Source organism: Shigella dysenteriae, from assembly GCF_022354085.1.
GTDB classification, from domain to species: Bacteria; Pseudomonadota; Gammaproteobacteria; order Enterobacterales; family Enterobacteriaceae; genus Escherichia; species Escherichia coli.
In genome coordinates, this window is record NZ_CP055055.1 from 4,656,134 (window position 1) to 4,681,596 (window position 25,463).

20 protein-coding genes and 2 pseudogenes are annotated in these 25,463 nt (G+C 52.1%); 7 read left to right on the forward strand and 15 right to left on the reverse strand.

The genetic code is table 11. The annotated features are described in order from the left end of the window. Positions 1-35 precede the first annotated feature (35 nt). Both malS and avtA read left to right on the forward strand, forming a co-directional pair. Positions 36-2,066: an alpha-amylase gene (gene malS, locus HUZ68_RS22255; protein WP_069906567.1), complete on the forward strand. Its 2,031-nt coding sequence runs from the start codon at positions 36-38 to the stop codon at positions 2,064-2,066. 177 nt (positions 2,067-2,243) lie between these two features. Further along, positions 2,244-3,497 carry a valine--pyruvate transaminase gene (gene avtA, locus HUZ68_RS22260; RefSeq protein ID WP_000144361.1) on the forward strand — a complete coding sequence of 418 codons (1,254 nt, stop codon included), beginning with the start codon at positions 2,244-2,246 and terminating at the stop codon, positions 3,495-3,497. 150 nt (positions 3,498-3,647) lie between these two features. Here the strand turns inward: avtA and HUZ68_RS22265 are convergent, their stop codons facing one another. From HUZ68_RS22265 to HUZ68_RS22275, 3 genes and pseudogenes are all read right to left on the reverse strand, one after another. Further along, positions 3,648-4,121: a 4Fe-4S binding protein gene (locus HUZ68_RS22265; RefSeq protein WP_001296520.1), complete on the reverse strand. Its 474-nt coding sequence runs from the start codon at positions 4,119-4,121 to the stop codon at positions 3,648-3,650. Between the two features lie 101 nt (positions 4,122-4,222). After that, positions 4,223-4,363: pseudogene (locus HUZ68_RS22270) on the reverse strand (IclR family transcriptional regulator C-terminal domain-containing protein); the annotation flags it as partial. Between the two features lies 1 nt (position 4,364). Then, positions 4,365-5,180 (reverse strand): AraC family transcriptional regulator, encoded by an 816-nt coding sequence (locus tag HUZ68_RS22275; RefSeq protein WP_033815103.1) that lies wholly within the window; start codon positions 5,178-5,180, stop codon positions 4,365-4,367. A 225-nt stretch (positions 5,181-5,405) separates the two neighbouring features. Between HUZ68_RS22275 and HUZ68_RS22280 the strand changes: the two genes are divergently transcribed. After that, positions 5,406-6,806 (forward strand): MFS transporter, encoded by a 1,401-nt coding sequence (locus HUZ68_RS22280; protein WP_033815104.1) that lies wholly within the window; start codon positions 5,406-5,408, stop codon positions 6,804-6,806. Between the two features lie 10 nt (positions 6,807-6,816). Further along, on the forward strand, positions 6,817-8,787 hold the full coding sequence (locus HUZ68_RS22285) for a glycoside hydrolase family 127 protein (protein ID WP_033815105.1): 1,971 nt from the start codon (positions 6,817-6,819) through the stop codon (positions 8,785-8,787). A 129-nt stretch (positions 8,788-8,916) separates the two neighbouring features. On the opposite strand, the gene HUZ68_RS22290 is transcribed toward HUZ68_RS22285, so the two are convergent. Both HUZ68_RS22290 and HUZ68_RS22295 read right to left on the reverse strand, forming a co-directional pair. Further along, positions 8,917-9,612 carry a MipA/OmpV family protein gene (locus tag HUZ68_RS22290; RefSeq protein WP_239594236.1) on the reverse strand — a complete coding sequence of 232 codons (696 nt, stop codon included), beginning with the start codon at positions 9,610-9,612 and terminating at the stop codon, positions 8,917-8,919. A 9-nt stretch (positions 9,613-9,621) separates the two neighbouring features. Continuing rightward, positions 9,622-10,319, reverse strand: a protein-coding gene (locus HUZ68_RS22295; RefSeq protein ID WP_095033700.1) for an IS1-like element IS1B family transposase whose coding sequence is annotated in 2 segments (ribosomal slippage) — positions 9,622-10,070 and positions 10,070-10,319 — 699 coding nt in all. Because the reading frame shifts where the segments join, the coding sequence is not laid out codon by codon here. Between the two features lie 57 nt (positions 10,320-10,376). On the opposite strand from HUZ68_RS22295, the pseudogene HUZ68_RS22300 reads away from it, so the two are divergent. Further along, a pseudogene (locus HUZ68_RS22300) lies at positions 10,377-10,913 on the forward strand (LysR substrate-binding domain-containing protein); the annotation flags it as partial. Here the strand turns inward: HUZ68_RS22300 and HUZ68_RS22305 are convergent. Then, on the reverse strand, positions 10,910-12,046 hold the full coding sequence (locus HUZ68_RS22305; protein WP_000364890.1) for an HlyD family secretion protein: 1,137 nt from the start codon (positions 12,044-12,046) through the stop codon (positions 10,910-10,912). The pseudogene HUZ68_RS22300 and the gene HUZ68_RS22305 sit on opposite strands and share 4 nt — an antisense overlap. A 5-nt stretch (positions 12,047-12,051) precedes the next feature. Then, entirely contained in the window at positions 12,052-12,375 is a 324-nt protein-coding gene (locus HUZ68_RS22310) for a DUF3302 domain-containing protein (RefSeq protein WP_000478195.1), read from the reverse strand. A 182-nt stretch (positions 12,376-12,557) separates the two neighbouring features. On the opposite strand from HUZ68_RS22310, the gene HUZ68_RS22315 reads away from it, so the two are divergent. Continuing rightward, entirely contained in the window at positions 12,558-12,701 is a 144-nt protein-coding gene (locus tag HUZ68_RS22315) for a hypothetical protein (RefSeq protein WP_033815106.1), read from the forward strand. 218 nt (positions 12,702-12,919) lie between these two features. Here HUZ68_RS22315 and aldB read toward each other — a convergent pair whose 3' ends face one another. The 8 genes from aldB to HUZ68_RS22355 all read right to left on the reverse strand — a co-directional run bounded on the left by aldB (position 12,920) and on the right by HUZ68_RS22355 (position 22,842). After that, complete coding sequence (gene aldB, locus HUZ68_RS22320) at positions 12,920-14,458, reverse strand: aldehyde dehydrogenase AldB (RefSeq protein ID WP_001614076.1); 1,539 nt, start codon at positions 14,456-14,458, stop codon at positions 12,920-12,922. A 107-nt stretch (positions 14,459-14,565) separates the two neighbouring features. Next, the gene (locus tag HUZ68_RS22325; RefSeq protein WP_000985736.1) at positions 14,566-15,861 is read right to left on the reverse strand and encodes a Fic family protein; all 1,296 of its coding nucleotides are present in this window, start codon (positions 15,859-15,861) and stop codon (positions 14,566-14,568) included. 129 nt (positions 15,862-15,990) lie between these two features. Beyond that, positions 15,991-17,142, reverse strand: a complete 1,152-nt coding sequence (gene yiaY, locus HUZ68_RS22330; RefSeq protein ID WP_000741486.1) for an L-threonine dehydrogenase — start codon at positions 17,140-17,142, stop codon at positions 15,991-15,993. A gap of 189 nt (positions 17,143-17,331) precedes the next feature. Beyond that, positions 17,332-19,176 (reverse strand): selenocysteine-specific translation elongation factor, encoded by a 1,845-nt coding sequence (gene selB / locus HUZ68_RS22335; RefSeq protein WP_000582436.1) that lies wholly within the window; start codon positions 19,174-19,176, stop codon positions 17,332-17,334. Next, entirely contained in the window at positions 19,173-20,564 is a 1,392-nt protein-coding gene (selA, locus tag HUZ68_RS22340; RefSeq protein WP_033815107.1) for an L-seryl-tRNA(Sec) selenium transferase, read from the reverse strand. The genes selB and selA overlap by 4 nt, the downstream gene beginning before the upstream one ends. A 97-nt stretch (positions 20,565-20,661) precedes the next feature. After that, positions 20,662-21,270 (reverse strand): glutathione S-transferase, encoded by a 609-nt coding sequence (locus HUZ68_RS22345; RefSeq protein WP_000779792.1) that lies wholly within the window; start codon positions 21,268-21,270, stop codon positions 20,662-20,664. Between the two features lie 70 nt (positions 21,271-21,340). Then, positions 21,341-22,477 carry an HlyD family secretion protein gene (locus HUZ68_RS22350; protein WP_000364939.1) on the reverse strand — a complete coding sequence of 379 codons (1,137 nt, stop codon included), beginning with the start codon at positions 22,475-22,477 and terminating at the stop codon, positions 21,341-21,343. Positions 22,478-22,479: 2 nt separating this feature from the next. Continuing rightward, positions 22,480-22,842, reverse strand: coding sequence for a DUF3302 domain-containing protein (locus HUZ68_RS22355; protein ID WP_000479630.1), 363 nt, complete (start codon positions 22,840-22,842; stop codon positions 22,480-22,482). 536 nt (positions 22,843-23,378) lie between these two features. On the opposite strand from HUZ68_RS22355, the gene mtlA reads away from it, so the two are divergent. Continuing rightward, the gene (gene mtlA / locus HUZ68_RS22360; RefSeq protein WP_033815108.1) at positions 23,379-25,292 is read left to right on the forward strand and encodes a PTS mannitol transporter subunit IICBA; all 1,914 of its coding nucleotides are present in this window, start codon (positions 23,379-23,381) and stop codon (positions 25,290-25,292) included. The last annotated feature ends 171 nt before the right edge of the window (positions 25,293-25,463 follow it).

The window sequence follows — 25,463 nt, forward strand, 5'->3', positions numbered from 1 at the left end:
CTGTCTGAAATCGCAGCAATAAGGACTCATCCGCCATGAAACTCGCCGCCTGTTTTCTGACACTCCTTCCTGGCTTCGCCGTTGCCGCCAGCTGGACTTCTCCGGGGTTCCCTGCCTTTAGTGAACAGGGAACGGGAACATTTGTCAGCCACGCGCAGTTGCCCAAAGGTACGCGTCCACTAACGCTAAATTTTGACCAACAGTGCTGGCAGCCTGCGGATGCGATAAAACTCAATCAGATGCTTTCCCTGCAACCTTGTAGCAACACGCCGCCTCAATGGCGATTGTTCAGGGACGGCGAATATACGCTGCAAATAGACACCCGCTCCGGCACGCCAACATTGATGATTTCCATCCAGAACGCCGCCGAACCGGTAGCAAGCCAGGTCCGTGTATGCCCGAAATGGGATGGATTACCGCTCACGCTGGATGTCAGCGCCACTTTTCCGGAAGGAGCCGCCGTACGGGATTATTACAGCCAGCAAATTGCGATAGTGAAGAACGGTCAAATAACGTTACAACCCGCTGCCACCAGCAACGGTTTACTCCTGCTGGAACGGGCAGAAACTGACGTCCCTGCCCCTTTCGACTGGCATAACGCCACGGTTTACTTTGTGCTGACAGATCGTTTCGAAAACGGCGATCCCAGTAATGACCAGAGTTACGGACGTCATAAAGACGGTATGGCGGAAATAGGTACTTTTCACGGCGGCGATTTACGCGGCCTGACCAACAAACTGGATTATCTCCAGCAGCTGGGCGTCAATGCTTTGTGGATAAGCGCCCCATTTGAGCAAATTCACGGCTGGGTCGGCGGCGGTACAAAAGGTGATTTCCCGCATTATGCCTACCACGGTTATTACACACAGGACTGGACGAATCTTGATGCCAATATGGGCAGCGAAGCCGATCTACGGACGCTGGTTGATAGCGCGCATCAGCGCGGTATTCGTATTCTCTTTGATGTCGTGATGAACCACACTGGCTATGCCACGCTGGCGGATATGCAGGAGTATCAGTTTGGCGCGTTATATCTTTCTGGTGACGAGCTGAAAAAAACGCTGGGTGAACGCTGGAGTGACTGGAAACCTGCCGCCGGGCAAACCTGGCATAGCTTTAACGATTACATTAATTTCAGCGACAAAACAGGCTGGGATAAATGGTGGGGAAAAAACTGGATCAGAACGGATATCGGCGATTACGACAATCCTGGATTTGACGATCTCACTATGTCGCTGGCCTTTTTGCCGGATATCAAAACCGAATCAACGACCGCTTCTGGTCTGCCGGTGTTCTATAAAAACAAAACGGATACCCACGCTAAAGTCATCGACGGCTTTACCCCTCGCGATTACTTAACCCACTGGTTAAGTCAGTGGGTCCGCGACTATGGGATTGATGGTTTTCGGGTCGATACCGCTAAACATGTTGAGTTGCCCGCCTGGCAGCAACTGAAAACCGAAGCCAGCGCCGCGCTTCGCGAATGGAAAAAAGCTAACCCCGACAAAGCATTAGATGACAAACCTTTCTGGATGACCGGTGAAGCCTGGGGCCACGGCGTGATGCAAAGTGACTACTATCTCCACGGCTTCGATGCGATGATCAATTTCGATTATCAGGAGCAGGCGGCGAAAGCAGTCGATTGTCTGGCGCAGATGGATACGACCTGGCAGCAAATGGCGGAGAAATTGCAGGGTTTCAACGTGTTGAGCTACCTCTCGTCGCATGATACCCGCCTGTTCCGTGAAGGGGGCGACAAAGCAGCAGAGTTATTACTATTAGCGCCAGGCGCGGTACAAATCTTTTATGGTGATGAATCCTCGCGTCCGTTCGGTCCCACCGGTTCTGATCCGCTGCAAGGTACGCGTTCGGATATGAACTGGCAGGATGTTAGCGGTAAATCTGCCACCAGCGTCGCGCACTGGCAGAAAATCAGCCAGTTCCGCGCCCGCCATCCCGCAATTGGCGCGGGCAAACAAACGACACTTTCGCTGAAGCAGGGCTACGGCTTTGTTCGTGAGCATGGCGACGATAAAGTGCTGGTCATCTGGGCTGGGCAACAGTGACTTTTCCGGCTTCCCGTTCGTCAGTACCTCGGGAAGCCGCCAACCAGGATAAAATGTCACCCCTAATCAGCGTTGCAGGATAAAGCACCGCTCACTCTTCAACAGACTGATTTGCACCCCAGCAAATGTAGCGTTATTGTTACCTTCCTTGCTACAGAGTTCGACAGATATCCCGCTATGACATTCTCCCTTTTTGGTGACAAATTTACCCGCCACTCCGGCATTACGCTGCTGATGGAAGATCTGAACGACGGTTTACGCACGCCTGGCGCGATTATGCTCGGCGGCGGTAATCCGGCGCAGATCCCGGAAATGCAGGACTACTTCCAGACGCTACTGACCGACATGCTGGAAAGTGGCAAAGCGACTGATGCACTGTGTAACTACGACGGTCCACAGGGGAAAACGGAGCTACTCACACTGCTTGCCGGAATGCTGCGCGAGAAGTTGGGTTGGGATATCGAACCACAGAATATTGCACTAACAAACGGCAGCCAGAGCGCGTTTTTCTACTTATTTAACCTGTTTGCCGGACGCCGTGCCGATGGTCGGGTCAAAAAAGTGCTGTTCCCGCTGGCACCGGAATACATTGGCTACGCTGACGCCGGACTGGAAGAAGATCTGTTTGTCTCTGCGCGTCCGAATATTGAACTGCTGCCTGAAGGCCAGTTTAAATACCACGTCGATTTTGAGCATCTGCATATTGGCGAAGAAACCGGGATGATTTGCGTCTCCCGGCCGACGAATCCAACAGGCAATGTGATTACTGACGAAGAGTTGCTGAAGCTTGACGCGCTGGCGAATCAACACGGCATTCCGCTGGTGATTGATAACGCTTATGGCGTCCCGTTCCCGGGTATCATCTTCAGTGAAGCGCGCCCGCTATGGAATCCGAATATCGTGCTGTGCATGAGTCTTTCCAAGCTGGGTCTACCTGGCTCCCGCTGCGGCATTATCATCGCCAATGAAAAAATCATCACCGCCATCACCAATATGAACGGCATTATCAGCCTGGCACCTGGCGGTATTGGTCCGGCGATGATGTGTGAAATGATTAAGCGTAACGATCTGCTGCGCCTGTCTGAAACAGTCATCAAACCGTTTTACTACCAGCGTGTTCAGGAAACTATCGCCATCATTCGCCGCTATTTACCGGAAAATCGCTGCCTGATTCATAAACCGGAAGGAGCCATTTTCCTCTGGCTATGGTTTAAGGATTTGCCCATTACGACCGAGCAGCTCTACCAGCGCCTGAAAGCACGCGGCGTGCTGATGGTGCCGGGGCACAACTTCTTCCCAGGGCTGGATAAACCGTGGCCGCATACGCATCAATGTATGCGCATGAACTACGTACCAGAGCCGGAGAAAATTGAGGCGGGGGTGAAGATTCTGGCGGAAGAGATAGAAAGAGCCTGGGCTGAAAGTCACTAAAAATTGCCTGATGCGCTACGCTTATCAGGCCTACATGATTTCTGCAATATATTGAATTTGGAAGAATTTATAGGCCGGATAAGGCGTTTACGCCGCATCTGGCATAAACAAAGCGCACTATTCCGGCGTTGAGAAACGCAGGAAAACGTTTCAAACAGGCTGCTGCCGTAGCCGATGCCGCTGCACTTTCTCGACATCCATGCACTGCAACGCCTTTGTCGGGCAGGCTTCAACACAGGCCGGTCCCGTCGCCCGATGCCAGCACAGATCGCACTTAATCGCCCTCGCCTTTTTGCGCGAAGAAACGACCTCCATCGCACCAAACGGGCAAGCCAGCATACAGCTTTTACAGCCAATGCAACGTGATTGTTCAACGAAAATATGCCCATGTTCGCGGCTTATCGCGTCAACAGGGCAGACATTCGCGCACGGTGCATCTTCACACTGATGACAGGCTACTGCCGTGGTCCAGCTGTGGTCTTTAATAACACGAATACGGGAAATAAACTCGTCTGGTGACAACGCAGCGCAATCCTGATTCTCCTGATGCGACACTGCGCAAGCCACTTCACAGGTACGGCAACCGATACATTTCGTCGCATCCGCAATAATAAACCGGTTCATGATCACCCCTTTGCACTAAAACAGCAGAGTGCCAGAGAACGCGCCCCTACTGCTTTGATCCAACGAAGGAAATGTTAAAGTTTTGGCACTTGTCCAAAGCGTTATGTGATCGCGCCCAGGTCGTCCCTGACAGTAAACCCTAGTTCATTAGAAATAGCCTGCGCGGTTTCACGCAGAGGTTTCAGGAGATTTTTCTCTCCCACCTGTTTCAGACGTGATGTCGAAAGCGAAATCGACACGGCACTACGAATTGATATGTTCCTTGCTGTAACGCCGCTTCCACGCTGCTGGCGTTAAACCGGTGTGTTTGCGAAAAATCTGCCGGAAATAGCCAACGTCATTAAACCCGCACAACGCCGCCACTTCCGTGAGCGATCGCGCTTCGCTAATTAACAGCTTTTCGGCTTCGCGCACCCGCTGGCGATGGATTGCTTCTGTTAACGTCAGATGAAACACCCGCCGGTAGACGCGCCCAAGATAATCGGCATTGCAGTACAGCTCGCGGGCCAGAAGCGCCGTAGAAAGCGGGCGATGATATTGCGTGCGGATCAGTTTCTGCGCTTTCCAGGCAAGGGTGGTGCCTGCGCCATCGGCCTGTTCATCAAGACGCGCGTCACGGGTGAGCTGCTGCAAAATGAGCAGCACAATAAACTCCAGCGCCGGAGTGCGTTGATGCTTTTCCTGTTCGCTTAAGAACTGGCGAAACAGGGCCACCAGCGCCTGCGGATCGACAACCTTCGTTTGTTGCGGCACGCTAAGATGAGTAAGCCAGCGAGGGTCGTTGTCCGGCGCTTTAACCTCAAAATGCAGCCAGTAAAATTTGAGAGCGGCGGGAAAATCCTCCACCCCAACATGTTGTCGGTTCGGCCAGAGTAATAAACTCTCTCCCGCATCGACCAGAAATATCCGTTCTTCTTCCTGAATCGTTAATCGACCTTTTTCGACAAAGATAATTTCCCATGACTCCAGCCGCCTTGCAGGATGCCTCCCTACGCCACGGGAAATAAATAATCCACCATTTTGCACTTTAATCGGTAACGTCATGGATAATTCGAGCATTGATATGTAATTTCCCGCTTATTCATTAATGATTAAACACATTACCTTTTGATTATTAATCAAAAACATTAATTTCACCTGATCCATTTCACACTTTTAAATTCAGGTCGGAATCATCACCTTTTTTTACTCTTTTCTCGCCTTGTTGATATTCCCGTTCACGGCAGAATTAATCAGGTCATTTCAATAAAACTAAAAATTGCTCCCTATTCACGAGGAATATCTATGACCTCTACACCGATTACTACCGCTGATATCGCTAAAGGTAAAATTGACGATGCGTTATCTGTACGGGAAAAAATAGGCTACGGCCTGGGTGACGCAGGCGGCACCGTAATAACTTGCCTGATCATGAACTTTCTCACCTTTTTCTACACCGACGTTTTTGGATTAACTCCGGCGCTGGTTGGCACGCTGTTTATTGCACTGCGCGTGTTTGATGCTATCTCCGACCCGGTGATGGGCGTCATTGCCGACCGGACGCAAAGCCGATGGGGGCGCTTTCGTCCGTGGCAGCTATGGATTGCCATTCCCATCGGCATTATCGGCATCCTGACGTTCACCGTGCCAGATGCCAGCATGGGAGTAAAAATCGCCTGGGCGTTCGGTACTTACCTGCTCCTTTCAGTCGGTTATACCGCCATCAACGTACCGTACTGCGCGCTGATCAACACCATGACCACCCGCCACAATGAAGTGATCTCCTGCCAGTCCTGGCGATTCGTTCTCTGTGGTGTAGCGGGATTTCTGGTTTCAGTAGGCTTACCGTGGATGGTAGATCTCTTCGGTCAGGGTAATGCCGCGCGCGGCTATCAATTGGGCGTCGGCGTGCTGTGCGCCATTGCCGTGGTGATGTTCCTGTGCTGTTTTTTCTGGGTTCGTGAACGGGTGCCACTCTCCACAATGGGGAAATTTACCCTGCGCGAACATCTTGCCGGGCTGCGGAACAACGACCAACTGCTGCTGATGCTGGTCATGTCTTTCCTGCTGATTAACGTCTTTAATATTCGCGGCGGTGGGTATATGTACTTCATTACCTACGTCTTACAAGGCAGCACGGGCTACACGTCGCTGTTCTTCACCATGGTCACCTTCGCTTCCATTATCGGCTCGGTGATTGTCAGCCCGTTAACGCGGCGTTTCGATACCGTCAAAATTTACTACTACACCAACCTGCTCCTCGCTGCGCTGGCGGTGTTGATGTGGTTCCTGCCCTCCGGCCCGGCTTATCAAACGCTGTGGCTGGCGGTGATCCTCGGTAATGGCGTAATTCTTGGCTTCACATTGCCACTGCACTTCTCATTGATGGCCTTTGCCGATGACTACGGCGAGTGGAAAACCCGCGTACGTTCTTCCGGCATGAACTTCGCCTTCAATCTGTTTTTCATCAAGCTGGCCTGGGCCTCCAGCGCCGGGATCATCAGCCTGCTGTTTATTTTTGTCGCCTACCAGCCTGGCGTGGAAAACCAGACCGCCAGTTCGCTTGGCGGGATCGCGGCGATGGAAACATTACTGCCTGCGCTATTCCACCTGCTGCTGGCAGGGGCGATCCGCTTTTGCAAACTCAATCATCCTATGATGTCACGCATAGCTACCGACCTGCGTCAGCGTCATGTACAGCCTTAAGGAGCACAAGATGAACATTTCGGAAGTCGATCTGCATAAACTGACGGTCAGCGATCCGTTCCTCGGTCAGTACCAACAACTGGTCCGCGACGTGGTGATTCCTTATCAGTGGGATGCCTTGAACGATCGTATCCCAGAAGCGGAACCCAGCCATGCGATTGAAAACTTTCGCATTGCCGCCGGACTTCAGGAGGGTGAATTTTACGGGATGGTGTTTCAGGACAGCGACGTCGCCAAATGGCTGGAAGCGGTAGCCTGGTCGCTGTGCCAGAAGCCGGACGCCGAACTGGAAAAAACCGCCGACGAGGTAATCGAACTGATCGCCTCCGCCCAATGCGAAGACGGCTATCTCAATACTTACTTTACGGTAAAAGCACCCGAAGAACGCTGGAGCAATCTGGCGGAGTGTCATGAACTTTACTGCGCAGGTCATCTGATTGAAGCCGGAGTCGCCTTCTTCCAGGCCACGGGAAAACGGCGCTTGCTGGGGGTCGTTTGCCGCCTGGCCGATCATATCGACAGCGTATTTGGTCCAGATGAAAGTAAGTTACACGGTTATCCTGGTCACCCGGAAATTGAACTGGCACTAATGCGCCTGTATGAAGTGACTGAAGAGCCGCGCTACCTGGCGCTGACGAACTATTTTGTCGAACAGCGTGGTGCGCAACCGCACTATTACGACCAGGAATATGAAAAGCGCGGGCAGACATCGCACTGGCACACCTACGGCCCGGCGTGGATGGTGAAAGATAAAGCCTACAGCCAGGCACATTTGCCCCTTGCGCAACAGCAAACCGCCATCGGTCACGCGGTACGTTTTGTCTATCTGATGACCGGTGTCGCGCATCTCGCGCGTTTAAGTCACGATGACAGCAAGCGTCAGGACTGCCTGCGGCTGTGGAACAATATGGCCCAGCGTCAGTTATATATTACCGGCGGCATTGGCTCGCAAAGCAGCGGCGAAGCGTTCACTAGCGATTACGATCTGCCGAATGACACGGTATACGCTGAAAGTTGCGCCTCCATCGGCCTGATGATGTTTGCCCGACGAATGCTGGAAATGGAAGGCGACAGTCAATATGCCGATGTGATGGAGCGCGCACTGTACAACACCGTGCTCGGCGGCATGGCGCTGGATGGCAAACATTTCTTCTATGTGAATCCGCTGGAAGTACATCCAAAATCGCTGAAATTCAACCATATCTACGATCACGTTAAACCGATCCGCCAGCGTTGGTTTGGCTGCGCTTGTTGTCCGCCAAATATCGCCCGCGTGCTGACCTCGATTGGTCATTATCTCTACACGCCGCGTGAAGATGCGTTGTATATCAACATCTACGCAGGAAACAGCATGGAAGTGCCGGTAGAAAATGGCACGCTGCGCCTGCGGGTTAGCGGGAACTATCCGTGGCAGGAGCAGGTGACGATTGTGGTCGAATCGCCCCAGCCGGTACGTCATACGCTGGCTTTACGTCTGCCGGACTGGTGCACACAGCCGCAGATCATATTGAATGGGGAAGAGGTCGAGCAGGATATTCGTAAAGGGTATTTGCACATTACCCGCGAATGGCAGGAGGGCGATACGCTGAATCTGACTTTGCCGATGCCGGTACGCCGCGTTTACGGTAACCCGCTGGTGCGTCACGTCGCCGGAAAAGTGGCGATTCAGCGCGGCCCGCTGGTGTATTGCCTGGAACAGGCCGACAACGGCGAGTCACTGCATAATCTGTGGCTGCCCACCGATGCGCCATTTACGACATTTGAAGGCAAGGGATTGTTTAGCCATAAGATCTTAATCCAGGCACCGGGTTACCGGTATGAACAGAGCAATCCAGAGCAGCAACCGCTGTGGCATTACGACAGCGCGCCAGCCAAACGCCAGACGCAAACTCTGACCTTTATCCCGTGGTTTAGCTGGGCCAACCGGGGTGAAGGCGAAATGCGGATCTGGGTGAATGAGGAAAAGCATTGCCATCCGTAGGTTGGATAAGGCACTCGCGCCGCATCCAACGTAAGAAGCACATTGCCTGATGCGACGCTTAACACGTCTTATCAGGCATACAAGTCGGTGCGACAGCGTAGGCCAGCCGCACCGATATCCACCGGTGAATTAAAAACGCCAGCTCACGCCGGTGACAAAGGTAAAACTCTCATTACGATCAATCATCGGGCTGTCGGTAATCTCTTCCGGCAGCTCGCTGTATCCTGCGCTCGCCATCAATACGACGTGCTCTCCTATCGGGTATTTTGCCGTCAGGCTGACATAGGGCACCCAGGCATCCTGCGCGGAATAACTTGCCAGACCGCTACGACGGGACTCACTCTCTGAAATGCCATAGTAATAGTCACTGAAATTCTCGTCATAATAGAGAACGCCCAGCGCAGGTGTCAGCGACAGACGACCTATCTGCATTTTGTGGAATACCGATAGCTCCCCCACCCAGCCGTTGCTGTTATCCAGAACGTCCGCAGCTGCAGAGGCTTTCACGGTTCCCCAACGCTCGTGGTGATACCAGGCAACCCCCGCCATAGCCGTACTATCACGCTTATCAAGCTGTTGCATGGCATAATCGTCATTATCGGTAGGGTCAAATTCCAGCGGCATCCAGGATGCGGTCAGGCTAAGTTCATTTTTTTCACTTTGCGACAGAATAAAACCTAACGTGGTCTGACGAACATAAAAAGTATCACCTTCATAGCTAATCAGCGGAATTGCCTTTGTATTTTCATTATAACCGCGATAAGGCGATTCATTATAAGCCGCACCAGCACCAATGGATAATTCAGAAGCAGTTGCGCTGGTAATGACTCCAACTTATTGATAGTGTTTTATGTTCAGATAATGCCCGATGACTTTGTCATGCAGCTCCACCGATTTTGAGAACGACAGCGACTTCCGTCCCAGCCGTGCCAGGTGCTGCCTCAGATTCAGGTTATGCCGCTCAATTCGCTGCGTATATCGCTTGCTGATTACGTGCAGCTTTCCCTTCAGGCGGGATTCATACAGCGGCCAGCCATCCGTCATCCATATCACCACGTCAAAGGGTGACAGCAGGCTCATAAGACGCCCCAGCGTCGCCATAGTGCGTTCACCGAATACGTGCGCAACAACCGTCTTCCGGAGCCTGTCATACGCGTAAAACAGCCAGCGCTGGCGCGATTTAGCCCCGACGTATCCCCACTGTTCGTCCATTTCCGCGCAGACGATGACGTCACTGCCCGGCTGTATGCGCGAGGTTACCGACTGCGGCCTGAGTTTTTTAAATGGCGGAAAATCGTGTTGAGGCCAACGCCCATAATGCGGGCGGTTGCCCGGCATCCAACGCCATTCATGGCCATATCAATGATTTTCTGGTGCGTACCGGGTTGAGAAGCGGTGTAAGTGAACTGCAGTTGCCATGTTTTACGGCAGTGAGAGCAGAGATAGCGCTGATGTCCGGCGGTGCTTTTGCCGTTACGCACCACCCCGTCAGTAGCTGAACAGGAGGGACAGCTGATAGAAACAGAAGCCACTGGAGCACCTCAAAAACACCATCATACACTAAATCAGTAAGTTGGCAGCATCACCATGATTGTGATGTTTTAATCAGCTACGCTCCACCAAAAGATGAATCGCTGGTTGCCAGTTTTATTACACAATATGCCGTAACCGCTTATGCCAGCCAGCGCTATCTTGAGAAACATCCTATTAGCCGTCCTGACGAACTCGAACATCACTCCTGTATTTTGATCGACTCGATGATGATCGACGACGCGAATATCTGGCGCTTCAACGTCGCTGGGAGTAAAGAGGTGCGGGATTATCGCGTGAAGGGAAATTACGTTTGCGATAACACGCAATCGGCGCTGGAGCTGGCACGAAATCACCTGGGGATTGTGTTTGCGCCAGACAAAAGTGTGCAGAGCGATCTGCAAGACGGCACGCTGGTGCCCTGCTTTCAGCACCCGTATGAATGGTGGCTGGATCTGGTGGCTATCTTCCGTAAACGGGAATACCAGCCCTGGCGGGTCCAGTATGTGCTGGATGAAATGCTGCGTGAAATTCGCCACCAGCTTGCTCAGTCGCAGCAACTGCGGCCTGAACAAGCGGCGGAAAGCGAAGATTAATGATCGAGATAAAGGTAATGCACCCAGCTGGTCATGCGTAATAACACTTTGCGCATCACCGAGACATGGCTGAAATGATCAGAGTAAACCGCCACCTGGGCGTAAATACCGTCTGGTAAAGCGCTCAAATCAGTGTGCTCATCCAGTTCAATGGTCGCGATAACGCCATCTGAACCCGGCGCTGTGTTTAACGTCTGTAAGGTGCCGGTCGACTGATAAGCTCCGCCGGGAACGGCTGGACTTATGGCTGCCAGCTTACCGCTGAATACCTTACCTGGCAGAGCATTAAACACCACTTCCGCATCGTCGCCAGGAGCCAGTCGCAGCAAGGAGTTCTGACGGAACTGCGCCACGATTTGTCGTTTCTGATCGGGTATAAACACCATCACCGGACGTAGCGGCAGCGACGCGGCATAGGTACCCGGACGAATCAGGACCTGAGTCACATAACCATCGCTCGGCGCACGCACTATCGTCTGCTCAAGGTTATATTTTGCTTCCGCGAGCTGCGCTTTCAGGCTGGCGATTTGAGAATGTTCACCCAACACCAGGCTATCCAGCTGGCTCTGGATCTGTTTTTGTTCCGCTGCCGATGACTTTACGGAGGCTTCCTGCGCCAGATAATTTTGCCGCGCCACATCGATATCGCGTTCTGAAAACGGGTTTACTTTCGCCTGGCTGCCGCGTGCGTAACGCTGATACTCTTTAGCGAATTTATCCCGCGTGGCCTTTGCCTGCTGAGTATTCGCCACCATCTCATCTAACTCTGCGCCCAACGCCCGCTGTTTATGTTCTGCGGTAACGATATCCGCCATCAGCCGATCCACCCGCGCCTGATAACGCGTCGGGTCCAGTCGAAATAGCACTTCACCTTTTTTAATCAGCGTATTTTTCTTATCCGTCACTTCAATCACCACACCAGTCACCTGTGGGACAACAGGAATAGAAATAACCGCTTTTTGCGCTTTAAAGGTATACGGATGGTTATAGTTCATTAACAGAATTAGACCGCTGACAATAAATATTCCACCCAGGGCCGCTGTGGGAATGGTCCATTTATTTACGGGAATTTTGAAGATCTTAAACATTGCCCATGCAAAAGCCACATAGGTCAAAATAATCAGTAAATCCATAAGTATTACTCGGCAGAAGAGGATTTGATGTCGGCGAGCTGTTTCTCCAGCCCGGCAATGCGCTGTTGCAGTTGCATAACGGATGAATCATGGCTTTGCATTCCCCATCCCCGCTCCGGGCGGTAAAGCGTGGCCCAAATCCACAAAAATGGCCAGATAACATGCAGCGTAAAAAGACTCACCCAACCAGCAACATGAATGGCGTCGGCATGAGGATGATTACGTTTTTTAGCAATCAGGTAGGGAATATCATGTAAAATAATAATCCCATAGAATATCACCAGAAATACAAAAATAAGCACTCCCAGTGCAAAATAGTCCAGGAACATATTTCCCTCAGAGAATATAAAAAAGAACAATTAACGCATATTATGAAATGCCATGATGCAATGCAATTTCCTTATTTATATAACGACATATTGTTTTTTATATACTTTCTGAAGTGTGCTGCGTGGCTTTTTAACAGGTCGAGTCTTATCATATTGAAATAATGGAACTATCAGCCAAACTAATGAATAACTTCAGTAAAACATCCACAATGCAGATTAAGCGTATTAAACCTTCAATTATCTACCGTTTATTGCTGATTGGCCTCGGAACGCCAATGGTGATTTATGGCCGGGTTCGCCCGCTCACCATCGAAACGCGAGATTAAACTCCTGGCAAAACACGCCCCAGAAACGCACTTCTGTTGGCGTAGTCTGGGTTATTGCACACGTAGGTTTAAAACGTAAATTGTAACAACGTGCGCTTTGTTTATGCCGGATGCGGCGTGTACGCCTTATCCGGCCTACGGTCAGGTCCCCGTAGGCATGATAAGACGCGTAAGCGTCGCATCAGGCAATTAATCCCCGATGCGACCAGCTTCTTACATCAGAACAGCCCCAACGGTTTATCCGAGTAGCTCACCAGCAGGCACTTGGTTTGCTGGTAATGCTCAAGCATCATCTTGTGGGTTTCGCGTCCAATGCCTGATTGTTTGTAGCCGCCAAACGCCGCATGTGCCGGGTAAGCGTGATAACAGTTGGTCCACACGCGCCCTGCCTGTATGCCGCGCCCCATCTTATAGGCAAGATTACCGTTGCGGCTCCAGACGCCCGCGCCCAGGCCATATTGCGTATCGTTCGCCAGCTCCAGCGCTTCTTCCATCGTTTTGAAGGTGGTCACCGCCAGCACCGGGCCAAAAATCTCTTCCTGGAACACCCGCATATTGTTCTGACCAAACAGAATCGTCGGTTCAAGGTAGTAGCCGTCTTTCAGTTCGCCTTCCAGCAGCTTGCGCCGCCCGCCGGTGAGCACGTCTGCGCCCTCTTTTTTACCGATATCAATGTAGTTGAGGATGGTTTCCAGTTGCCCGTGAGAAACCTGCGCACCCATTTGCGTCACGCTGTCGAGCGGGTTACCGCTGCGAATGCTTTCGACACGGCGGATGGCGCGTTCCATAAAGCGTTCGTAGATTGACTCCTGCACTAAGGCACGACTCGGACAGGTGCAAACTTCGCCCTGGTTAAAGGCAAACAGTGCAAAGCCTTCCAGCGCTTTATCGAAAAAGGCATCTTCTTCATCCATCACATCAGCAAAGAAGATATTTGGCGACTTACCGCCCAGCTCCAGCGTCACCGGAATAATGTTTTGCGTGGCGTATTGCATAATTTGTTGGCCCACTTCCGTTGAGCCGGTAAACGCCACTTTGGCGATGCGTTTCGAGGTCGCCAGATATTCGCCAATTTCCCCACCAGCGCCATTGACCACGTTCACCACGCCCGGCGGCAGTAAATCACCGACGATTTCCATTAGCAGCAGTACAGAAAGCGGGGTAAGACGTGCGGGTTTCAGCACCACACAGTTGCCCGCCGCCAGCGCGGGAGCCATTTTCCAGCTCGCCATCAGCAGCGGGAAGTTCCACGGGATAATCTGCCCCACCACGCCTAACGGTTCATGGAAATGATAGGCCACGGTTTCGCTATCAACTTCACTGATCCCACCTTCCTGCGCCCGAATACACGAGGCGAAATAGCGGAAATGGTCAATCGCCAGCGGTACATCCGCAGCACTGGTTTCGCGAATGGGTTTGCCGTTATCCCAGGTTTCAGCTGTCGCTAACAGCTCGAGGTTTTGTTCCATTCGATCGGCAATCTTAAACAGAATCGCCGCGCGATCCTGCACCGAGGTGTGCGCCCATTTATCTTTCACTTTGTGCGCAGCATCCAGCGCCAGATCGATGTCTCGTTTGCCCGAAGACGCCACTTCGCACAGCAGCTGCCCGGTCACCGGCGTCAGGTTCTGGTAATACTCACCATCGGCAGGGGCTACCCATTCGCCGCCAATAAAGTTGTCGTAGCGGGCTTTTAACTTGATGGGGAAACCATACTCGCCGGGCTTAATCTGTGCTGAAGGGGGATTATTGGTCATGATCGTCTCCTTGCGGTGTGAGGTATAACAAGGGTAGACGTGGCTGGCGAAATCTTCGCCAGTCGGTAACAGCTTTACGACGGCTATCACGAATTTACGGGCAAGGGTTACAGCGGATAATGCGCGAAGTACACGGCTTGCTGGTCATTAATTTTCTTCTCTTGCGCAAACCCTTCTTTAACAATTGTCCGTAAATCAGCTCGAGCCGTATTATCAGAGACGCCCAGGCTCGCGCTAATTTCAGCAACTGTGTACTCTTTCCCCGGATTGGCGAGCATCACATTCAGGAGCGTTACCTGGCGCGGATTCAGGCGTTTAAGCACACCAGAGCTAAACAGCACACTATCGAGTTTTGCGCTTCGTTGTGTAATTTCATCGATATGCTGCTGCCAGTTTTGCAGAGCACGTTTAATGACACCCGCCTGATATTCAAGGAAATAAGTCAGATCCATACCATCTGATTCAGTGTACTGGTAGCTGGCGGCATATTTGACCGGTGCAGCATGAAGCAAACGGCTGATGGAAATATATTTAAAGACATCGTAGCCCGATTTCAGCATATACCAGTAAAACAGCGCCCGGCTAGTGCGCCCGTTGCCATCCCGAAACGGATGTTCATGGGCCAGCATAAAATGCAGAATGCAGGCACGGACCAACGGATGAATATACCCTTCATGGCTGTTTAACCACTGGCAAACTTTTTCCAGCCGTTCCGGTAACAATGCCGCAGCGGGCGGTTGATGCACTATATTGCCATCATAGTCGGCGATCACAACATCATCTGTTTCACGAAATTCTCCCGGACGATATTTCGCGTCATTGATTCCACCCATACCAATGGCATGTAACTGGCGAATAAGCGCAGGTGTCAGCGGTTCTGCGAGTAAGTGCGGAATTTCCGCCATCAGCCGGGCATTTCCCGCAATCATATGCTCGTCTTCAGTGCGTGGCGACCGTCCTGTTTCCAGCATTTTTCTCGCCACCAGCGTTGTAGTATTCGCACCTTCCAGCTGGGAGCTGGTGATCGGCTCTTCCAGGCGTAACTGGCTTAACTCGGCTCCGGCCCCGCGTAACCGTTCAGTCTGATCTTTCAGCGCCAGCGCGGTAGCACGTTTGTCGACAAGCTCGCACGCTTCTGCAATCACCGGGGTAATGTTGAATCCGGCCTGTTCACCCGCTTCATTGCAATAATTAATTCGTTGGATCGCCGCGTTGCGCGCCAGACGGGTAAGCGTCCACGCCACATCGACGTTTTCTCCTTTTTTGATGCGGTACTGCAACTCATCAAAAGGCAGATAACGTCCTTTTTCATCGGTAACCCGGTTAAAGCGCAGGTGGGCCAGGAGTTCCTCACCCGATAAGTGTGATAAAGGAATAAGTCCGGGAGGTGATTTGATAGCCATGTGCTTATCTCAAAAAAGCGCAATATTGAGATAGTGTATAGCAGGAAAGAGAAACTATCTCAAAAAAAGCAAGTTTTGAGATAGTTGAAAAAGCGGCTGACAATTTGCCAGCCGTTGTGGGAATGATGATTACATTGCGGCGCGATAAATCGCCACAATTTCTTCGTGAGTTGCCTGGATCGGGTTAGTAAAGCCACAGGCATCTTTCAGGGCATTAGTCGCCAGTACCGCGAAATCTTCTTCTTTCACGTTCAGGTCGCGTAGGCCTGCCGGGATATCCACTTTCTTCGCCAGTTCACGGATGGCGTTAATGCAGGCTTCAGCACCTTCCGCGTCGTTTTTACCTGTCACGTTCACGCCCATTGCAGCGGCACAGTCACGCAGACGTGCAGCGGCGACTTTGCTGTTGAATACCTGAACATGCGGCAGCAGAACGGCGTTACATACACCGTGTGGCAGGTTGTAGAAACCGCCCAGCTGGTGCGCCATCGCATGAACATAACCAAGAGAAGCATTATTGAACGCCATACCGGCAAGGAACTGGGCATAAGCCATTGCTTCACGCGCTTTCGCATTACTGCCATCTTCAACGGCTAACGGCAGGTTTTCGGCAATCATGGTCACGGCTTTCAGTGCACAAGCGTCAGTGATCGGCGTGGCGGCAATAGAAACATACGCTTCGATAGCGTGCGTTAAGGCATCCATACCCGTTGCGGCGGTCAGTGACTTCGGCATACCAATCATCAGAGAGGAGTCATTGACAGAAAGCAGCGGAGTGACATGTTTATCAACAATCGCCATTTTGATATGACGCGCTTCGTCAGTGATGATGCAGAAACGGGTCATTTCAGAGGCCGTACCCGCCGTGGTATTGATGGCGATCATCGGCAGCTGCGGTTTTGCAGAGCGGTCAACGCCTTCATAATCACGGATATCACCACCATTGGCTGCCACCAGCGCAATACCTTTTGCACAGTCATGCGGAGAACCACCGCCTAAGGAGATCACGCTATCGCAATTATTTTCTTTAAGTAATTTCAAACCTGCGGCGACGTTTTCCGTGGTTGGGTTAGGTTGGGTGCCATCATAAATAATGCTAAAAATATTGCGTTCTTCCAGTGCTTTTTGCACATCGCCCGCCATACCTAATTTCGTTAACATACTGTCAGTGACAATCAATGTACGGCGAAACCCATATTCTGCCATCATATTCATTGCATCAGCCAATGAATCAGCGCCGATGACATTCACAGAAGGAATAAAAAAGGTTGAAGCTGCCATAACACACTCCTGAAAGTGTAAAAAAGGGCGGGCAGCTTACTGAGGATTTTCATTCGAAAATATGATCAGTATTATTGTTTAGCAAAATTAATCTAATAAAAAGCACATTGTATTCATTAAACAATGTGCTTTTTTTAAAATCATAAGAATTTTGTATTAATTTATTTTAAAACTTAATTAATCATTTCCTTATTTTTCCGGAAATAATAATGCGTCGCGCAATAAATGATCATTTCCACGACGACGCGTAAAGCCAATGCGGTCAAAATATTCCAGGATTTGAATCGCCAGTTTTCGCCCAACCCCTAAGCGATCGCGGAAATCCGCCGCGCAGGTTGAACCACATTCCTGATCGAGATCGCGGATCATATTGGCAAACTCGACAATCCGATCGTTACGGTAATAACGATCTTTGACGATCGCGGTAATTATCCCCTGTTGGGCCGCCTGGCGTAGCGTCAGACGCATTGCCTGCTCGTCGGTTCCCGTCTCTTTTGCCAGGTCACGCACCCACCACGGCTCGTCACCAAACAGCGGCTCTGCTTTTTGCCAGATGGCCTGCTGCTCTTCGCTGAAGCCCGCTTTGTGATCCGGCAGATGCAGCCAACCGTGATGACTGAGGATGTCGCCGCTTTCGCGCATCTTTTCAATCAGCAACAGTACCAGCGCTTCATCTTCCATTGGCAACGCCATACGTCGCAGACGTTCGCGCCCAGGACCAGGTTCATCACGATGTTGCTCATGATAAGTCGCTAATGTGTCGAGAATTTTCCGCTGCCAGCGGGCGGCAACCGGCGCATTCAACAAGCTATAACCAGCCTGAATATAGCCAGGCTGTTGCAGCAGTTCGCGCATCCCTTCGCCGTTGAGCTGGCGCGCCCAGGCGAAATCCGCAAGGTTAACCGCTCCGCGTTCCAGATGAACAGATAACGCATCGGCATCGCTCTGCGCCCGTGCAAGAGACGCCAGCCATTGCAGATATTCCGGCTTACGTTTACCGCGACGCGGCGGGTTAAGCATCACCACACGCGCCCCCGCCAGCGTATTGCGGGCCGAGATATCGCGCAACACTAAGCGATCGTTATCCGCCAGCCACAGCGGCGTGTCGAACACCAGCTCGGCAAGGTTATCTTCCAGCAGCGAAACGCGTCCCGTAACGTGGCTGGCGGCGTGGTGAATATGCAGCGGCTGCCACTGGGTCAGCGGCGTATGGGTTTGAAGCTCGACAATCACCCGCGTGAACGGCTCTGGCGGCACATCGGCAAGCAGCCAGTCGCCACGGTTAATCTGCTCTTTTTCCGCATCACCCGCGATGTTAAGCGCGATACGCTGCCCGGCATGGGCGGTTTCTGTTGGCTGGTTTTGTGCATGCAGCGCACGTACACGCATCGGTTTATTTACACCAGTTAGCCATAGTGAATCGCCTACCTTCACTTCCCCGCTTAACGCCGTACCGGTGACGACCAGCCCGGCACCTTTTACGGTAAATGCGCGGTCGATCGCGAGGCGGAAACTATGTTGGCTGGCGTGTTCACGTTCTGGTAACTGAAGCAGATGCTCGCGCAGGGCATCAATTCCCCGACCTTCGGTTGCTGCGGTGATAAACAGTTTTGCCTCAGCAAAACCGTATTCCCGCAGCACCTCCTTTACCTGGCGTTCAACCTCATCAACACGCGCTTCGTCCACGCGATCGGCTTTGGTCAGCGCCACTGTCAGCATCGGGTTACCAGTCAGCTGCAAAATCGCCAGATGCTCACGGGTCTGTGCCATCACGCCGTCATCGCACGCCACCACCAACAGCGCGTGATCGATACCACCAACGCCCGCCAGCATGTTGGAAAGAAACTTCTCATGACCGGGTACGTCGATAAAACCAGGCACGCGACCATCCGGCTGCGGCCAGTAGGCATAGCCGAGATCGATAGTCATGCCGCGCTTTTTTTCTTCCGGCAGACGATCGGCATTTACGCCAGTAATCGCCTGCAATAAGGTTGTTTTGCCGTGGTCAACGTGTCCGGCAGTCGCAATAATCATTTCAACAACATCTCCAAAAACCGTTGCTCATCTTCAAGGCAGCGTAAATCCAGCCACAATCGTCCGTCATAAATACGACCAATCACCGGCACTGGCAATTCACGCCAGCGGGCGGCTAATGACTCAAGGTGGCTACCGCGTCCATCATGGGGTGTAAACGTTAATGCCGCGCTCGGCAGGCGATCAACCGGCAGCGAACCACTGCCAATCTGCGAAAGACATGGCATAACCTGTACCGCAAACTCCGCGCCGTAATGTGCGGCAAGGGGAGCCTGTAAACGTTGTGCCTGGATTTGAATGACCTCTGCGCTGCGGGTAAGCAGGCGCAGGGTCGGTAATTTTTCACTCAGAGCTTCAGGGTGTAAATAAAGACGCAACGTGGCTTCCAGCGCCGCAAGGGTCATTTTATCCGCGCGTAATGCACGCTTCAGCGGGTGGCTTTGCAGGCGGGCGATCATCTCTTTTTTACCAACGATAATCCCTGCCTGCGGCCCGCCTAACAACTTGTCGCCGGAGAAGCTCACCAGACTGACGCCCGCCGCAATCAACTCCTGCGGCATTGGCTCTTTCGGCAAACCGTACTGGCTAAGATCGACCAGCGAGCCACTGCCTAAATCAGTCACTACGGGAACATCCAGCTCTTTGCCGAGCGCCACCAGTTCAGCTTCGTCTATCGCTTTGGTGAACCCCTGAATGCTGTAGTTACTGGTATGTACTTTCATCAACAGTGCGGTATTTTCATTCACCGCCTGACGATAATCATTCGCGTGCGTGCGGTTGGTGGTCCCTACTTCGTGTAGGGTGCAGACTGCCTGACGCATAACATCGGGAATACGAAACGCGCCGCCAATCTCCACCAGTTCGCCGCGAGAAACCACCACCTCTTTCCCGCTGGCAGTGGCCGCCAACATCAATAACACCGCCGCCGCATTGTTATTAACGATACAGGCATCTTCCGCGCCGGTAATGCGGCACAGCAGCTGCGCCAGCGCCCGATCGCGATGTCCGCGCCCGGCGTCGTCCAGATCGTACTCGAGGGTCACTGGCGAACGCATAGCCTGCGCAACGGCTTCCACCGCGGCTTCCGCCTGTAAAGCTCGCCCAAGGTTGGTATGCAGCACGGTTCCCGTCAGGTTGATCACCGGACGCAGCGCGCTCTGCGCCTCTTTCGTCAACCGGGCATCGACTTCTTGCGCCCAGTTTTCACACCACGTGGGAAGCGTCTGGCTGTCACGAATCACTTCTCGCGCTTCGTCGAGCATCTGACGCAACAATTCCACCACGCGGGTGTGACCATAAGTATCACGCAAAGAAAGGAAGGAGCTATCGCGCAATAAGCGATCAATAGCCGGAAGTTGACTATAGAGAGAACGCGTTTCGGTTGTCATAGGAAACCTGGCTGATCAAGGCCCTCTCACACGGAGAAGGGCGTTTAACATAACCACGGATTGTAACGTGAGATGGGTCAGGAGGACATATCGCGCATCAAGCCTTTGGCGGTTCGGTGCGAGCAAAACTTTCGCGGCTAAACAGGTTTTCGACCAGTTTGACTAAGTGTGGGCGGTCGACACACCAGCCTGGCGCAACGCGGCGGAAATTGAGATATCCGACGGCACAGGCAATGGCGATAGTCGCCAGATTGACCGTATCGGTTTTGAGTGTGCCATCGACCAGATATCCTTCCAGCACATCCAGACTGCGGTTGATTTTCTCCCGCTGGCGTAACAATTCATCTTCAGACTGCTGCGCCGCTGGACGCGCCTGTTCACGCACCGATACCAGCCCGGCATCCATAATGCCATCCGCCAGTGCCTCAATTTTGCGCACCCGCAACGACTCCAGCGGATCGCGCGGCAACATCGCCGGAGCGACATTCATTAATTCAATATATTCAGCGATGATCGGCGAATCAAACCAGCATTCGCCCTCTTCGGTCACCAGCACCGGCACTTTTCCTAACGGGTTAAATTGCGCCACGCCGTTGTCCGCGTTATAGGGCAGCTCATTAATAAATTCGAAAGTTATGCCCTTTTCTAACAACAGAATAGAAAGTTTGCGTACAAACGGGCTGGTGTAGCTACCGACGAGTTTCATGCCGAGTCCTTTGTGCGAGGAAAAATATCAGTATGGCTCAGGCTCACGCAAAACACAGGTGATATAAGTCTCAATGATCCAAATAAAGATAATGCATCCAGCTGGTCATTCTTAGCAGCACTTTTCGCATCACCGAAACATGGCTGAAATGGTCGGAGTAAACTGCCACCTGGGCGTAAATGCCGTCGGGTAAGGCATCGATATCATCGTTAGGGTCCAGTTCAATGGTTCCCAGCACACCGTCCGTGCCGGGCACAACCGTTAATGATTGCAATACCCCCTGCGCCTGATAAGAACCGCCTGGCACGACAGGTAAAATACTGGTCAGTTTGCCGTGGAACACCTGCCCAGGTAGCGCGTTAAACACCACTTCCGCATCATCACCAGGTTTCAGACGTAACAGCGAGTTTTGCCGAAATTGGGCGACAATTTGCCGTTTTTGCTCGGGGATGAAAACCATCACCGGACGCAACGGCAAGGCAGCGGCGTATGTGCCTGGGCGGATCAGTACCTGAGTGACGTAGCCATTGCTTGGTGCGCGAATGACAGTCTGCTCAAGATTATATTTTGCTTCAGTAAGTTGCGCTCTTAAGCTCACAATCTGCGATTGCTCGCCGTTGACCATACTGTCGAGCTGACTCTGGATCTGCGCCTGCTCCGCCACCGAGCCTTTCACTAACGCATCCTGCGCGAGGAAATTTTGCCGCGCATCGTCGATGTCACGTTCCGAGAACGGATTCACCGCCGCCTGGCTGCCTTTCAGGTAACGTTGATAATTTTTAAACAGACGGTCGCGTTCCGCTGAAACCTGGGTGGTGTTGGCCTGCGCTTCAGTGAGCTGCGCGCGCAGCGTCTTTATATTATGCGTCGCCGTCATCAGGTCAGCCTGAAGTCTGTCAACTCGCGCCTGGTAACGAACCGGGTCGAGCTTAAAAAGCACCTCGCCCTTTTGAATAAGCTGATTATTCTTGTCAGTGACTTCAGTAACAATTCCCGTCACCTGTGGCGTGATGGGGATCGCTATCACTGCCTTTTGCGCGGTAAAAGTGTAAGGGTGGTTGTAGTTCATCAACAAAATCAAACCACTCACCAGAAACACGCCTCCCAGCGCCGCCGTCGCCAGCGTCCACTGATTCACCGGAATGCGGAAGATTTTAAAGACCGCCCACGCCAGCGCCACGTAAGTTAAAACAATCAATAGATCCATAATTAGATCTCCGGGAACGTGGAATAATCAGTCTTTTTCTCGGCGGCGAGTTGGTGCTCCAGCCTGGAAATTCGGTCAGAAAGTGCGGCGATTTCCGGGTCAGTCACTTTCTCCTGCGACGCAACATGTGACTGCATGCCCCAGCCGCGCTCCGGTTGATAGAGCGTCGCCCAGATCCACAGAAACGGCCAGATAACATGCAGAGTAAACAGGCTCACCCAGCCCGCCGTATGAATAGCGTCGGCATGGGGATGGTTGCGCTTTTTGGCAATCAAATAAGGGATGTCATGTATCGCGATGATTCCATAAAAAATCACCAGAAAGACGAAGATCAGCACTCCCAACGCGAAATAGTTTAGAAACATATTTGCCTCGGATTCACGTTTATCAGTGTTGTTTTTTGGCTGGCAGCCAGAAGGGAGTCAGGCTGATATTTTGACAATAATCCGGGTTCGCGATTCTCGCCATAACACCAAAGAATAATTTTTAGAGGTGATGAGTTGCTTAGTTACATAACGATTGTATGACGAAGGCATAACATGCTGTAGATCACATCAGGTGAACGCCGTAAGAAAATATCTTGTGATTCAGATCACAAAGATTCAACAAACCATCAAAACAAAAATGTGACACTACTCACATTTAAATGCCATTTTTAGCGAAAATCGCCGCCTTGTTGCTTTTTTACACAAGCGTTTTGTGATGAACGTCACGTCAATTACCTCTCTACCCCCTATATTTATGTGATTGATATCACACAAAAGGCCGTCGACTGGACAGTTAACCGATTCAGTGCCAGATTTCGCAGTATCTACAAGGTCCGGCTACCTCTGCCGCCACATTAACAAAAAACCTCGGGCTTCCAGCCTGCGCGACAGCAAACATAAGAAGGGGTGTTTTTATGTCATCCGATATTAAGATCAAAGTGCAAAGCTTTGGTCGTTTCCTCAGCAACATGGTGATGCCAAATATCGGCGCGTTTATCGCGTGGGGTATCATCACCGCGTTATTTATTCCAACAGGGTGGTTACCGAACGAGACGCTGGCGAAGCTGGTCGGGCCGATGATCACTTATCTCCTGCCGCTGCTGATCGGTTATACCGGTGGTAAGCTGGTAGGCGGCGAACGTGGCGGCGTAGTCGGTGCCATCACCACCATGGGCGTTATCGTCGGCGCAGACATGCCGATGTTCCTCGGTTCTATGATTGCAGGTCCACTGGGCGGCTGGTGCATTAAGCACTTCGACCGCTGGGTAGACGGTAAGATCAAATCCGGTTTTGAGATGCTGGTGAATAACTTCTCCGCAGGCATCATCGGGATGATCCTCGCCATTCTGGCATTTCTCGGCATTGGCCCGATTGTTGAAGCCCTGTCCAAAATGCTGGCTGCGGGCGTTAACTTCATGGTTGTCCATGACATGCTGCCGCTGGCGTCTATCTTTGTTGAACCGGCGAAAATCCTGTTCCTCAACAACGCCATTAACCACGGTATCTTCTCGCCGCTGGGTATTCAGCAGTCCCATGAACTGGGTAAATCCATATTCTTCCTGATTGAAGCTAACCCAGGTCCGGGTATGGGCGTGCTGCTGGCGTACATGTTCTTTGGTCGTGGTAGCGCTAAACAGTCTGCGGGCGGTGCGGCAATTATCCACTTCCTGGGTGGTATCCACGAAATTTACTTCCCGTATGTGTTGATGAATCCGCGTCTGATCCTGGCCGTTATCCTCGGCGGTATGACTGGCGTGTTCACGCTGACTATCCTGGGCGGTGGTCTGGTTTCTCCGGCATCTCCGGGTTCTATCCTTGCTGTACTGGCGATGACACCAAAAGGTGCTTATTTCGCTAACATCGCGGGTGTGTGTGCGGCGATGGCTGTCTCCTTTGTTGTCTCTGCTATTTTGCTGAAAACCAGCAAAGTGAAAGAAGAAGATGATATTGAAGCAGCAACTCGTCGTATGCAGGACATGAAAGCTGAGTCTAAAGGTGCATCTCCGCTGTCTGCGGGCGATGTGACTAACGACCTGAGCCACGTACGTAAAATCATCGTTGCCTGTGACGCCGGTATGGGTTCAAGTGCGATGGGCGCAGGCGTGCTGCGTAAGAAAATTCAGGATGCAGGTCTGTCGCAGATTTCTGTTACTAACAGCGCGATCAACAACCTGCCACCGGATGTGGACCTGGTCATCACTCACCGTGATCTGACCGAACGCGCTATGCGCCAGGTTCCGCAGGCACAGCATATTTCGCTGACCAACTTCCTCGACAGTGGCCTGTACACCAGCCTGACTGAACGTCTGGTTGCTGCCCAGCGCCATACTGAAAACGAAGTGAAAGTGAAAGACAGTCTGAAAGACAGCTTTGACGATTCCAGTGCTAACCTGTTCAAACTGGGCGCGGAGAACATCTTCCTCGGTCGCAAAGCAGCAACCAAAGAAGAAGCGATTCGTTTTGCTGGCGAGCAGCTGGTGAAAGGCGGTTACGTTGAGCCGGAATACGTTCAAGCGATGCTGGATCGTGAAAAACTGACCCCGACTTATCTGGGTGAGTCTATCGCGGTGCCACACGGTACGGTTGAAGCGAAGGATCGCGTACTGAAAACGGGTGTCGTGTTCTGCCAGTACCCGGAAGGCGTGCGCTTCGGTGAAGAAGATGATGACATTGCCCGTCTGGTGATTGGTATTGCTGCCCGCAACAACGAGCACATTCAGGTTATCACCAGCCTGACCAATGCACTGGATGATGAGTCCGTCATCGAGCGTCTGGCACACACCACCAGCGTGGATGAAGTGCTAGAACTGCTGGCAGGTCGTAAGTAATCCAATCCCACCCTCTCCACATGGAGAAGGTGGGGTTAATTGCCTGATGCGCTACGCTTATCAGGCCTACAGGATGCATCACGATTTGTTGAATTTGCACGTTCTTGTAGGCCGGATAAGGCGCTTACGCCGCATCCGGCGCTGCCCCTCTCCTCACGGAGAGGGTTTGGG